This is a genomic window from Edwardsiella piscicida (assembly GCF_001896205.1).
In the GTDB taxonomy this organism is placed as follows: domain Bacteria; phylum Pseudomonadota; class Gammaproteobacteria; order Enterobacterales; family Enterobacteriaceae; genus Edwardsiella; species Edwardsiella piscicida.
This window is the reverse complement of sequence record NZ_MPNU01000001.1, coordinates 3,808,082-3,820,800: the sequence shown is the minus strand read 5'-3', so window position 1 is coordinate 3,820,800 and position 12,719 is coordinate 3,808,082. Positions and strand designations below refer to the sequence as shown.

Annotated in this window: 12 protein-coding genes; 2 read left to right on the top strand and 10 right to left on the bottom strand. The window is 59.4% G+C overall.

Features of this window, described 5'->3' with window-relative positions; translation table 11 throughout:
• Positions 1 to 2: 2 nt before the first annotated feature.
• The gene (locus BRD58_RS17595; protein ID WP_041692817.1) at positions 3 to 623 is read right to left on the bottom strand and encodes a helix-turn-helix transcriptional regulator; all 621 of its coding nucleotides are present in this window, start codon (positions 621 to 623) and stop codon (positions 3 to 5) included.
• 306 nt (positions 624 to 929) lie between these two features.
• On the opposite strand from BRD58_RS17595, the gene emrD reads away from it, so the two are divergent.
• A complete protein-coding gene (emrD, locus tag BRD58_RS17590; protein WP_069579541.1) occupies positions 930 to 2,114 on the top strand; it encodes a multidrug efflux MFS transporter EmrD in 1,185 nt (394 codons plus the stop codon).
• A gap of 72 nt (positions 2,115 to 2,186) precedes the next feature.
• On the opposite strand, the gene glpX is transcribed toward emrD, so the two are convergent.
• The 3 genes from glpX to BRD58_RS17575 form a co-directional block, all read right to left on the bottom strand.
• Positions 2,187 to 3,197, bottom strand: a complete 1,011-nt coding sequence (gene glpX / locus BRD58_RS17585; RefSeq protein WP_015462514.1) for a class II fructose-bisphosphatase — start codon at positions 3,195 to 3,197, stop codon at positions 2,187 to 2,189.
• 160 nt (positions 3,198 to 3,357) lie between these two features.
• The gene (glpK, locus tag BRD58_RS17580; protein ID WP_073383820.1) at positions 3,358 to 4,866 is read right to left on the bottom strand and encodes a glycerol kinase GlpK; all 1,509 of its coding nucleotides are present in this window, start codon (positions 4,864 to 4,866) and stop codon (positions 3,358 to 3,360) included.
• Positions 4,867 to 4,941: 75 nt separating this feature from the next.
• On the bottom strand, positions 4,942 to 5,784 hold the full coding sequence (locus BRD58_RS17575) for an MIP/aquaporin family protein (protein WP_012850235.1): 843 nt from the start codon (positions 5,782 to 5,784) through the stop codon (positions 4,942 to 4,944).
• A gap of 672 nt (positions 5,785 to 6,456) precedes the next feature.
• Between BRD58_RS17575 and zapB the strand changes: the two genes are divergently transcribed.
• Positions 6,457 to 6,699 carry a cell division protein ZapB gene (gene zapB, locus BRD58_RS17570; protein ID WP_015462513.1) on the top strand — a complete coding sequence of 81 codons (243 nt, stop codon included), beginning with the start codon at positions 6,457 to 6,459 and terminating at the stop codon, positions 6,697 to 6,699.
• Positions 6,700 to 6,776: 77 nt separating this feature from the next.
• On the opposite strand, the gene rraA is transcribed toward zapB, so the two are convergent.
• From rraA to cytR, 6 genes are all read right to left on the bottom strand, one after another.
• Entirely contained in the window at positions 6,777 to 7,262 is a 486-nt protein-coding gene (rraA, locus tag BRD58_RS17565) for a ribonuclease E activity regulator RraA (RefSeq protein WP_015462512.1), read from the bottom strand.
• 112 nt (positions 7,263 to 7,374) lie between these two features.
• Complete coding sequence (locus BRD58_RS17560) at positions 7,375 to 8,292, bottom strand: 1,4-dihydroxy-2-naphthoate polyprenyltransferase (RefSeq protein WP_012850232.1); 918 nt, start codon at positions 8,290 to 8,292, stop codon at positions 7,375 to 7,377.
• Positions 8,293 to 8,480: 188 nt separating this feature from the next.
• The gene (gene hslU / locus BRD58_RS17555) at positions 8,481 to 9,812 is read right to left on the bottom strand and encodes an HslU--HslV peptidase ATPase subunit (protein WP_012850231.1); all 1,332 of its coding nucleotides are present in this window, start codon (positions 9,810 to 9,812) and stop codon (positions 8,481 to 8,483) included.
• A gap of 12 nt (positions 9,813 to 9,824) precedes the next feature.
• Positions 9,825 to 10,355 carry an ATP-dependent protease subunit HslV gene (hslV, locus tag BRD58_RS17550; protein WP_005290933.1) on the bottom strand — a complete coding sequence of 177 codons (531 nt, stop codon included), beginning with the start codon at positions 10,353 to 10,355 and terminating at the stop codon, positions 9,825 to 9,827.
• A gap of 87 nt (positions 10,356 to 10,442) precedes the next feature.
• Entirely contained in the window at positions 10,443 to 11,408 is a 966-nt protein-coding gene (ftsN, locus tag BRD58_RS17545) for a cell division protein FtsN (protein WP_071840993.1), read from the bottom strand.
• 66 nt (positions 11,409 to 11,474) lie between these two features.
• Positions 11,475 to 12,494, bottom strand: coding sequence for a DNA-binding transcriptional regulator CytR (cytR, locus tag BRD58_RS17540; RefSeq protein WP_015462510.1), 1,020 nt, complete (start codon positions 12,492 to 12,494; stop codon positions 11,475 to 11,477).
• Positions 12,495 to 12,719: the final 225 nt, after the last annotated feature.

Sequence of the window (12,719 nt, the reverse complement as noted above, 5' to 3'; positions counted from 1 at the left end):
AATCACTCCCGGGATGTTATGCGGTAGGCGCAGCGGCGTGAGTCACTGATGATGTGCTCCACGCGCTCAACGTGATACTTCGAGCCCAGCAGGCGGTTGAGCAGCCGCAGCTCGGAGTGACACAGCTTACCGCAGGTATTGGCGGCGACGCCAATCGGACAGTGGTTTTCAATCAGTACCACCGCATTATTTTCGAATTCGACCTCTGCCATATAGCCATCGTCCTGGCGCAGGCGCGCCAGCGCGTGAAAGCGCGCCTCACCTTCGGGATGCAGCGCCAGCTCGCTGACGTAGCGGTCATACAGGGCATCTTCTCGGATCTCGATCAGCTGCTCAACGCCCTGGCTGCCGAACAGCTTTTGCGTCCCTTCTAGCAGCGTGCGCGACAGATCGCGGTGGCGATCGGGGAATTGGGCATGGCCTTTGTTGGTCAGTGACCAGAAGCGAGTGGGGCGTCCTACCTTGGTGCGGGACTCTTCGTAGCACACTAGTTCGCGCTGTTCGAGCTGCTGTAAATGCTGACGCACACCCATAGTGGTAATGGCAATGCGTTCGGCCAGCATTTTTGCCGACTGTGGTCCGAGGCTTTTTAGCTGTAGCAGAATCAATTCAGGTGTCTTCATGGCACAGATCCTTGTGGTAAGCGAGACATTAGTGAACGATTCAGTTTAATAATTTATAAAACGTCGTTAAATGATAAATATTCTTTATTTTTAAATCGGTCGCAGAATGCCCTGCGAGTTGTCACATTTACTTTACGCCTGCGGCGATAACATCTGACAACAAAAATCAGGACAAAGAGCGAGCAGCTGAACATGTTTTAGCTTTATCTGTTAGATTATGCGCCCGAATATGGTCATTGATTCCACACATATGGCCTGGTAATGGTTTATCGTTCTGGTTAATAATGCGTTGGTAAACGTAACATAATGAGAAAGCTAGAAAATTTTCACCTGCTGGTCATGTTGATCCTGTTGGTTGCCGTCGGCCAGATGGCACAGACGATTTATGTTCCTTCCATCCCGGATATGGGACGCGATCTGGGCGTGCGCAGCGGCGCGATACAAAGCGTGATGGCGGCATATTTGCTGACCTATGGCGCCTCGCAGCTGATCTATGGTCCGCTCTCCGATCGCATCGGCCGTCGGCCGGTGATCCTGGCCGGGATGGGCATCTTTATGCTGGGCGCGCTGCTGGCGCTGCTGGCACCCAGCCTGCACGTGCTGGTGATGGCGGCAGCGCTGCAGGGGATGGGGACCGGCGTTGCCGGGGTGATGGCCCGTACCATGCCGCGCGATCTGTACAACGGCACTGCGCTGCGTTACGCCAATAGCCTGTTGAATATGGGGATTCTGGTCAGCCCGCTGCTGGCACCGGTGATCGGTGGCCTGCTGGACGCCTTTATCAGCTGGCGCGCCTGCTATGCGTTTCTGCTGCTGCTGTGCGCCGGGGTGGCCTACAGCATGTTCCGCTGGCTGCCGGAGACTCGACCGGCCGCGGCGGGCCATAGCAACCTGTTTAGCAGCTACCGTCAGCTGCTGAGCCACGGCAACTTTGTCTGCTATCTGGTGATGCTGATCGGCGGACTGGCGGGGGTCGCGGTGTTTGAGGCCTGCTCCGGCGTTCTGCTGGGCGGCGTGCTGCACTTAAGCGGTATCGTGGTCAGCATTCTGTTTATTCTGCCGATCCCGGCGGCATTCTTTGGCGCGTGGTACGCCGGGCGCCCGGGCAAACCCTTTGCTACCCTGATGTGGCATGCGGTGCTGAGCTGTCTGTTGGCTGGGGTGATGATGTGGATGCCGAGCTGGTTCGGCATCATCAACATCTGGACGCTGATCGTACCGGCGGCGCTGTTCTTTTTTGGCGCCGGCATGCTGTTTCCGCTGGCGACGACCGGTGCCATGGAGCCGTTCCCGCTGTTGGCCGGAGCCGCCGGCGCGCTGGTGGGCGGACTGCAGAACGTCGGATCTGGCGCGATGGCCTGGTTTTCTGCCCTGCTGCCGCAGAACGGGCAGTTTAGCCTGGGGATGCTGATGAGTGCGATGGCGGTCATGATTTTGCTGTGCTGGCTGCCGATTGCACACAAGGTGCGTCAGCAGGGACAGATCATGTAATCCGCCGGATGTTGGGCTGAGATAAAACGGCGTGCCGAATGGCACGCCGTTTTTCGTTGGTCGCCCGCGCCGTTACAGAATGATATCGCGGATCTGGGCGTCTTTGCGCTCCAGATAGTGGGTCGAGCGGATACGGCGAATGGTGCGGGACTTACCGCGGATCAGCAGGGTTTCGGTGGTGGCGACGTTGCCCTTACGATAGATGCCCTCCAGCAGGTCACCCTTGGTGATCCCGGTGGCGGAGAAGATCACGTTATCGTTGCGCGCCATGTCGCCGAGGGCCAGCACCTCACCGGCGCAGATCCCCATCTGCTCACAGCGCTGCAGCTCCTGTTCGCCCAGACGGCGGTTCTCCGGCGTATCGCCCTTCACCTGGTGGCGGGCCAGCAGACGGCCCTGCATGTCGCCGTCCAGCGCGCGGATCACCGCGGCGGAGACGACCCCTTCCGGCGCTCCGCCGATGCCATACATGACGTCCACTTCGCTTTCCGGCATGCAGGTCAGGATCGAGGCCGCGACGTCACCGTCGGGAATGGCAAAGACGCGTACGCCCAACGCCTGCATTGCGGCGATGTTAGCGTCATGACGCGGCTTAGCCAGGGTGATCACCGTCAGATGGGACAGCGGCTTGCCCAGGCGGTCGGCGATGTTGCGCAGGTTGGTCTCCAGCGGCAGATTGAGATCGACGCAGCCTTTGGCCTGAGGGCCGACGACCAGCTTCTCCATGTACATATCCGGCGCATGCAGGAAGGTTCCTTTATCGCCGACGGCCATCACCGCCAGCGCGTTGGCCTGGCCCATGGCGGTCATGCGGGTTCCCTCAATCGGGTCGACGGCGATGTCGACCTGATCGCCCTGGCCGCTGCCGACGCGCTCACCAATGTACAGCATCGGTGCCTCGTCGATCTCCCCCTCGCCGATGACGATCTCCCCGTCGATATCGACCTGATTGAGCATGATGCGCATGGCGTTGACTGCGGCGCCGTCTGCCGCATTTTTGTCGCCGCGCCCTAACCACTTATATCCGGCCAGTGCCGCTGCTTCGGTGACGCGAGAGAACTCGATGGCTAATTCACGTTTCATGATGGTCCTGCAGTGATGAGATAGATAAGCAATAAGATGACGGGGGGCGATTCTAACACAGGCGCAGTGAAACGTTTGCGTCGGAAAAACGCCGTAACCTTGACCAAAAATAAAAAAGGGGGCGATTCATTCGCCCCCGCCGTCGGTTTACCGCTGGTTATCAGTCGTGATCTTCCCAGGCCTGCGCGCGCGCCACCGCTTTCTTCCAGCCGCTGTAGCGATAGTTGCGCTCGACGGTTTCAATGCCAGGGCGGAACTCACGCTCAATGCTGGCCTTGCTGCTCAGCTCCTCCAGATCGCTCCAGTAGCCGACGGCCAGACCGGCCAGATAGGCCGCGCCGAGCGCCGTGACCTCCAGGACCGCCGGGCGTTCAACCCGCGTCCCGAGGATGTCTGACTGGAACTGCATCAGGAAGTTGTTAGCGACCGCGCCGCCGTCGACGTGCAGGGACTGCAGACGGGTATTGGCGTCGGCCTGCATGGCATCCAGTACGTCGCGGGTCTGGTAGGCGATGGACTCCAGGGTCGCGCGGATGATGTGGTTATTGTTGACGCCGCGGGTCAGGCCAAAGATGGCGCCGCGGGCATAGGGGTCCCAGTAAGGGGCGCCCAGGCCGGTAAAGGCCGGCACCACGTAGACGCCATTGCTGTCTTTTACCTTGGTGGCAAAGTACTCGGAGTCCGCCGCATCGTTGATGAGCTTCAACTCGTCGCGCAGCCACTGAATCGAGGCGCCGCCGATGAAGACCGCCCCCTCCAGTGCGTAGTTCACCTCGCCGCGCGGACCACAGGCGATGGTGGTCAGCAGGCCGTGCTGTGACGGTACCGCCTCTTTACCGGTGTTCATCAGCAGGAAGCAGCCGGTGCCGTAGGTGTTCTTCGCCATCCCCGGCTGCACACACAGTTGGCCAAACAGCGCCGCCTGCTGGTCACCGGCGATACCGGCGATAGGGATACGGGTTCCACCCTTGCCGCCGATGTTGGTTTTTCCATAGATTTCGGAAGAGGCGCGTACCTGCGGCAGCATTGCGCGCGGGATATCCAGCACCTCCAGCATGCGCTCATCCCAGTCCAGCGTGTGGATGTTGAACAGCATGGTGCGAGAGGCGTTGGTGTAGTCGGTGACGTGTACCCGCCCTTGGGTCATCTTCCATACCAGCCAGGTATCGACGGTGCCGAACAGCAGTTCGCCGCGCTGGGCGCGTTCGCGGGCGCCGTCGACATGGTCCAGGATCCACTTCACCTTGGTGCCGGAGAAGTAGGGGTCGACCACCAGGCCGGTGTTGTGGCGGATGTACTCCTCCAGTCCGTCGCGCTTGAGCTTTTCACAGATATCGGCGGTACGACGGCACTGCCAGACGATAGCGTTGTAGACCGGTTTACCGGTCTCTTTTTCCCAGACGATAGTGGTTTCACGCTGGTTGGTGATGCCGATGGCGGCAATCTGATCGGATTCGATATCGGCTTTGGCCATCGCCTCCGTGAGGGTAGAGCTCTGGGTCGCCCAGATCTCCATCGGGTCGTGCTCCACCCAGCCGGCCTTGGGGTAAATCTGTTCGAACTCGCGCTGGGAGGCGCTGATGATATTGGCATCGTGGTCGAGGATCACGGCGCGGGAGCTGGTGGTGCCCTGGTCAAGAGCGACAATGTATTTTTGTTCGGTTGTCATGATCGTTGTCCTGGTTGGGTGTTCGGTGTACGGAGTTCGCTCAAATGCCGGGGAGTCGCCTCCCCGGAAACCTTATCAGGCTTTGGATTTCTCGCTGTTCTTTTTCTCTTCTTCTGCGATGCAGACATCGCAGGGCAGGTGGCGGCCAATCAGCGCGCGGTAGCCAAAGGCCCCCAGACAGGCCCCGATAATCGGGCCGACGATGGGAACCAGGAAGTAAGGAATGCTGCGCCCGCCGGTGAAGGCGATCTCGCCCCAGCCGGCCATCCAGGCGAAGGCTTTCGGGCCGAAGTCACGGGCCGGGTTAAGGGCAAAGCCGGTCAGGGGCCCCATGGCCGCGCCGATGACGGCGATCAGGACACCGATCAGCAGCGGCGCCAGCGGCCCGCGCGGGATGCCGTTACCGTCGTCGGTCAGCGCCAGAATCAGGCACATCAGAATGGCGGTGATGACGGTTTCAACCAACAGCGCCTGCCATACGGTGATGTGTGGGTTCGGGTAGGTGGAGAAGATCCCCGCCAGCGTCAGGCTCTCTTCGCTGCCGCGTACCATATGATGGGTCTGCTCATAGTCGATGAACAGATTGTGGTACATGGCATAGACCAGCGCCGCGGCACAGAATGCGCCGGCGATCTGGGCGATGATATAGGGGAGTACTTTGCGGCGCTCAAAGCAGGCGAACAGCCACAGGGCGATGGTGACCGCCGGGTTGAGGTGGGCGCCGGAGATGGCGGCCGTCAGATAGATGGCCAAAGCGACCCCCAAGCCCCAAATGACGCTGATCTCCCACAGGCTCAACGTGGCTCCGGCCAGTTTCAGGGCGGCCACGCAGCCACAGCCGAAGAAGATCAGCAGGGCGGTGCCCAGAAATTCGGCGATACACTGTCCTTTTAATGTCGTACTCGCGGTTTGGCTCATAAAAGAAATCCTGCGACGAAGAGGTGGAAGATAAATGCCCGGCGCTGAAGGGAACAGGTTACGGGTGCGATGTGAATTTATCGTTAACGAGCGAAAACGAGAAATAGCGAAATTTAAATGTGTGTGTGTCGTCAAAAAAATGGTTGATATCGCTTATTTTGTGCGATTTATGCCTGAAAAGTTTTGTGATCTGCCTACTGACTTGGATCACGCAGATGGGGCATTGTTCTTTTTATGTTTGATTGTAACTTTTTTTTAAACTGACTTTTTCAACGTAAAACGCACGAGATTGTGCCTGAATGTGTTACAGACTGGGACGCGGCCTAGACAGTGAGAGGTGGGCTACATACAATCGGGGTAATCTAGGCAGTGCCCCGTAACGCCGGGTGAATAGCGTGGCAAAGGGTCAAATGGTGCCGCCCCTCCGGGACGCGTGCCGGGAGGCGCGCCGTCGTAAACCGAGGTCTGCTACGCCCTGCGACCTTCGTTTTGACAATGCGCCTTTGACGCTGCATCGACGCTGGATACGGTGACGGGAACACGGCTAAATGGATTGCGTGCGTAGGTCTGACGGCCTGCGCGGTTAGGGCGCCAATTTGAATGTGTGTGCCGCCGCAGGGCGGCCTGCACAACGGCAAGACGTACGCCTGGCTACTATTAAGGGGACAGACCATGTCATTTGAAGTATTTGAGAAACTGGAAGCAAAAGTTCAGCAGGCGATTGACACTATTACCCTGCTGCAGATGGAAATCGAAGAGCTGAAAGAGAAAAACAATCAGCTTAATCAAGAGGTTCAGCAGGCTGCCAGCAACCGTGAAGGGCTGCTGCGTGAAAATGAGCAGCTGAAGCATGAGCAGGGGGCATGGCAGGAGCGCCTGCGCGCGCTGCTGGGAAAAATGGATGAAGTGAACTGATCGCCACCGCTGCACGGTTCACTATAATAAAAGGCGCTCAATGAGCGCCTTTTGACTATCGGGGAGCGCGTCGCTTCTTATTCGATATCCAGCGGTTCTTCCGCCAGAATAATGCCGGTGTTATCGGCATACAGATGATCGCCGGAGAAGAAGGTTACGCCGCCAAAGTTGACGCGAATGTCGCTCTCACCGATGCCTTCGCTGTCGGCGCCGGCGGGAATAGCGGCCATGGCCTGAATGCCGATGTCCAGCTCCTCCAGGTCATCAACCTGGCGCACCGCGCCATAGACCACGATGCCCTCCCATTCGTTTTGCACCGCCAGACGCCCCAGTTCGGCGTTGACCAGCGCCCGACGCACCGAGCCGCCGCCGTCGATGACCAAAACGCGTCCCCGGCCATTCTCCTCCAGCAGATCGTAGAGCAGGCCGTTGTCTTCAAAGCATTTGACCGTAGTAATCTGGCCGCCAAAGGAGGAACGCCCGCCAAAATTGGAGAACAGCGGTTCCACAACATTCACCTCTTCATGGTAAATGTCGCACAGTTCGGAAGTATCGTATTTCATGGGTCCACGTCCGGTTGCCGCAGGAATTATCAGTATATCCCTTTAATGTGGCTGTTTGCAAAAGCAGCAGTATCACCCGCGTGCGACGCGGGTGATACTACTGCGGAAGGGATTAACTCAGAACGGTGCCGATGGCGAAGAGCAGATTGGTCAACAGAGCGCTTTTCACCATGTTTTCCAGCATGGGGCGCATGGCCTCCGGCGAGCGCTGGTGCAGGACATAGCTGGCGTGGCGGTACAGCATGGGAACGGCCAGTACGAACAGCCAGCCCGCCAGACTATGCAGATCCAGCAGGGCAAACAGCGCTAAACACAGCACCGCGCCGCCCAGCAGGGCTACGTGATAGTAGCGGGCGTTGCGCGGCCCCAGGCGTACTGCCAGGGTGTTTTTGCCGTTGCGGGCATCGTTTTCGATATCGCGCAGGTTGTTGATATTTAGCACCGCCGCCGCCAACAGGCCGCAGGCCGTTGCCGGTAGCATGACCACGCTGTTAAAGGTACCGGCCTGCAGATAGTAGGTGCCGGCAACGCTCAGCCAGCCAAAGAAGATCAGCACCGAAATATCGCCTAGGCCGATATAGCCATAGGGGCGAGTACCGACGGTGTAGGTGATGGCGGCGATGATAGCCATGAGGCCGAGTAGCAAGAACCCAATGATATCCTGGGGTTTTTGGCAGGCGACGGCGATCAGCGCGACGCCGGAAACGACGGTCAGCAGCACGGTGATGATCAGGGCCCGCTTCATCTGCGCCTGGGTGATCACGCCTTTTTGCATACCGCGCAGCGGCCCAATGCGCTCCGGGGTGTCGCTGCCCTTGACGGCGTCGCCGTAGTCGTTGGCCAGATTGGAGAGGATCTGCAGCAGCGCCGCCGTCAGCAGCGCGAGCAGAGCGATGCCGAGATTAAAGGTTTGCTGCCAGGCGGCGATGGCCGATCCGGTCACGATCGACGCCAGCGCCAGCGGCAGCGTACGCAGGCGCAGACTTTCCAGCCAGGCACGAGGCCGGCTGATCGGGGTTAATGAAGTCATTATATGGTTTCAGTCACTAGGGGCATGCGACCCTCAGCGATGCGCTGAGCGGCCCGTTGCCGGGTTATCTCATGAGTTTATCTTAACAAACCGTTAGCTGTCTGTTGCTTCAACCAGTGGCAATAAAAAGGGGGAAGGCAGACGCCTTCCCCCTGGCAAAGACCGAAAAGGACGGTTTCTGCGGGTGATTATAGAATAAACCGGCTCAGATCTTCATCTGCTACCAGCTCATCGAGGTGATTACGCACGTAATCGGCATCGATGGCGATCGCCGCGCCGTGCATTTCACTGGCGTCGAAGGAGATCTCTTCCATCAGACGCTCCATCACAGTGTGCAGACGACGGGCGCCGATGTTTTCCGCGCTCTCATTCACCTGCCAGGCGGCTTCAGCGATGCGGCGGATACCGTCGGCGCTGAAGCTGATGTTAACGCCTTCGGTTGCCATCAGCGCCTGATACTGCTCGGTCAACGAGGCGCTCGGCTCCGTCAGGATACGCTCGAAGTCTTCGGTGGTCAGCGCCTGCAGCTCAACGCGGATAGGCAGACGGCCCTGCAGTTCCGGGATCAGATCGGCGGGGCTGGAGACCTGGAACGCACCGGAGGCGATGAACAGAATGTGATCGGTCTTGACCATGCCGTGCTTGGTATTGACGGTGCAGCCTTCGATCAGCGGCAGCAGATCGCGCTGTACCCCTTCACGGGAGACGTCTGGGCCGGAGCTTTCGCCGCGCTTACAGATCTTGTCGATTTCGTCGATGAAGACGATACCGTTTTGCTCTACGGCGTCGATAGCCTGCTGTTTCAGCTCTTCCGGGTTGACCAGCTTGGCGGCCTCTTCTTCGATCAGCTGTTTGAAGGCATCCTTGATTTTCACCTTGCGCGGCTTGGTTTTCTGACCGCCCAGGTTTTGGAACATGGACTGTAGCTGGCTGGTCATCTCCTCCATTCCCGGAGGGGCCATGATCTCGACGCCCATCGGGGAGGCCGCCAGCTCGATTTCAATCTCTTTATCGTCCAGCTCGCCTTCGCGCAGCTTTTTACGGAAGGTCTGACGCGCCGGGGAGCTTTCATTGGCTTGTTCGGTCTGTCCCCAGTTGTTTTTGGCCGGGGGGATCAGGGCGTCGAGGATCCGCTCTTCCGCCATCTCTTCTGCGCGGTAGCGGTTTTTCTCTATGGACTGCGCCCGGATCATTTTCATCGCGGAGTCGGTAAGATCGCGGATGATGGAGTCCACCTCTTTGCCGACATAGCCGACTTCGGTGAACTTGGTCGCTTCGACCTTGATGAACGGCGCGTTGGCCAGCTTCGCCAGACGGCGGGCGATTTCGGTCTTGCCGACGCCGGTTGGGCCGATCATCAGAATATTTTTGGGGGTTACTTCGTGGCGCAGTGCCTCGCCCAGCTGCATACGGCGCCAGCGGTTGCGCAGCGCGATCGCGACGGCGCGTTTAGCCGAGTGTTGGCCAATGATGTAACTGTCGAGTTCGCTGACAATTTCGCGTGGGGTCATTTCAGACATGATATACAGTCCTTACGCTTTGGAGTCTAATTCTTCAATGGTGTGGAACTGGTTGGTATAAATGCAGATATCACCTGCAATTCCCAGCGCCTTTTCTACGATATCGCGGGCACCCAGCTCGGTGTTTTCCAACAGCGCGCGCGCCGCTGCCTGGGCATAGGGGCCGCCGGAGCCAATGGCGATCAGATCGTTTTCCGGTTGTACTACGTCACCGTTGCCGGTGATGATCAGCGATGCGTTTTCATCGGCGACGGCCAGCAGCGCCTCTAGCTTGCGCAGCATACGGTCGGTACGCCAGTCTTTGGCCAGCTCCACCGCCGCTTTGACCAGGTGGCCCTGGTGCAGCTCCAGCTTGCGCTCAAACAGTTCAAACAGGGTAAAGGCGTCGGCGGTGCCACCGGCGAATCCAGCGATGACGCGATCGTTGTACAGGCGGCGGACCTTGCGGACGTTGCCTTTCATTACGGTGTTGCCCAGCGTGGCCTGACCATCCCCACCGATCACTACTTTGCCGTTGCGGCGAACGCTAACTATTGTTGTCATGAACAGACCCCCGTGGCTATAAAGTAATCCTCCCGTCGCGCGGGACGGGAGGCATTACCCGATTACATGGGGGGGATTTCGCGGATTTCAACCCCCGGCGGCGAGGGTGATGCAGCCGGACATGCCGTTTCCTTTCAGGCGGCCGATCATTTTGTCTGCCGCGGGGCGACTGGCATAGGGGCCGAGCAGGACGCGGTGCCAGCCGCCTCCGCTGGTGATGCGGCTTTCTATTCCGCCAAAGGCCAGCTGGGCCCGTACCGATTCGGCCTGATCCGTGTTACGGAAGGAGCCGCACTGGATCAGCCATTTCTGGCCAGACGCTTTCTCCGCTGGCTTCTCGGCCGGTTTTTCCACCGGTTTCTCCCGGGCGGTCTGTACCGGCGCCGGCGCGGCGCTGGTCACCGGCGCGCTGCGCTCTTTTTCTCGCTCCCGACTGACGGGCGGCGGAGTTGGCGCCGGGCTGGGGCGCGCGCTGGTCTGGGACTGGGAGAATGGGTTGCGCGGCGCGGGCGCCGGCTGACGCACCGGCTCCTGATAGGTCGACTGCGGCGTCGGCGTTTGCTGAGCATAACGCTGCTCCGGCAGGCGGCTGTTGTGCGGCGTTACGGTCGGCGGAGTCTGATCGTTATAGGGCACCTCCGATAGCTGGGTCGGCGCCTGGCGCATATCGGCCTGCATCTGCTCCAGCAGCTGGCGCTGCTCATCCGTCAGCTGCGGCTGCCCCTGCAGCGGGGCTCCGCCGCTGGGTTCGGTCGGTGCCGTGACGCCAACCTGGCGATTTTCCAGCTCTTTAATATAGCGCCAGCGCTCCTCCGGCTTGGGCGGAAGACCATTTTTAGGGTGCTGCGATGCCGCCGGCAACAGCGTATCGCCGTCCGGTTTATGCTGGGTCAGAAAATAGAGGCCACCGGCAAAGGTTGCCAGCACGGCCAGGGCAAGCACCATCATGGTTCTGGATACGCCGGAACCCGAACGCCGCTTTTTACCCCGGCTGTTGCTTTTGCGTTTGGCGCCCGAAGCGCGCCCACGGCTCACATAGTCTCTTTGTGCCACTGTCGTTTCGCTACAACTGAATAGTCAATATCAGGACGCCATGTTACTGAACTCAGATTCAATTCACTAGCGTTTCGGAACAGCCGTACTGCCGCGGATGATGAGCTCGCTGTCCAGCAGGCGCGAACCGCTGACCACGCGATGGTGATGCAGCTGCTCCAGCAGTAGCAGCATGGCCTCACGGCCAATCTGATAGCGGGGCTGTGCCACGGTCGTCAGCGGCGGATCGGCGTACTGCGCCAGGCGGATATCGTCGAAGCCGATGATAGACAGCTCCTCCGGCACCTTGATCCCCAGCCGCTTTGCCTGCGACAGCGCGCCTATCGCCATCACATCGCTGTGACAAAACAGCGCGGTGGGCGGCTGCGGCAGCGCCATCAGCTGCGCCAGCGCCTTAGCGCCGGCCTCGAAGGTAAAGTCGCCATGCGCCACGTAGCCCGTTTCGCTGAGGCCGCAGCGGCGCAGCGCCTGGATATACCCCTGCAGGCGGTATTGGCTCAGCGGCATGTGCTCTGGTCCGGCGAGGCAGCCTATCCGCTGGTGGCCCAGATCGTGCAGATAGAGCACGGCCTTGAAGGCGGCGGTCAGGTTGTCGATATGCACCGTCGGCAGCTCCAGCTCCGGTGCAAACTCATTGGCCATCACCATGGGCGGTAGATTGCGCTGCTCTTCCTTACTGGCGTCGAAGGGAATGTTGGAACCCAGCAGCAGCATGCCGTCGATCTGCTTGGTGATGATCAGGTTAACGAAAGTTTTTTCCTGCTGCATCTGCTGGGCACAGTCGCCGAGCAGAACCAGATAGCCGTGCTCGGCGGCGGTGCGTTCGATCCCCTGGATCACTTCGGCAAAAAACGGATCGCAGATGTCCGGGACGATCACCAGGATAGTGCGTGACTCGCCGCGTTTGTTGCTGCGGGCCAGCGTATGGGGGGCATATCCGACGGCCAAAACCGCCTGTTCGACCTTTTGTCGCGTGGCGGCCGACACCTTCTCTGGATTCATCAGCGCTCGCGATACCGTTGCGGTTGATACGCCGGCATACTCCGCCACATCTTTCATGGTGGCGTTTATTTGCTTCTCTTCCAACGCGTTTCTCCTTGCGTCAGTCCATGCTGGCGCGATGATATGACTTCCCGATCATTATCCCGCGGCGAAGGTAACGATTGCGCCAGCGATAGCTCTGTTCTCTCCGAAGGCAGCCTCGTCCGCTGCCGACATCGGCCGCCGTCAATGGATGGCCGATGAGTATATGATCACATATTAAACGGAACAGCGGGGGTGACAGTTACTTAATTTGCAGGGAAAGTGTGA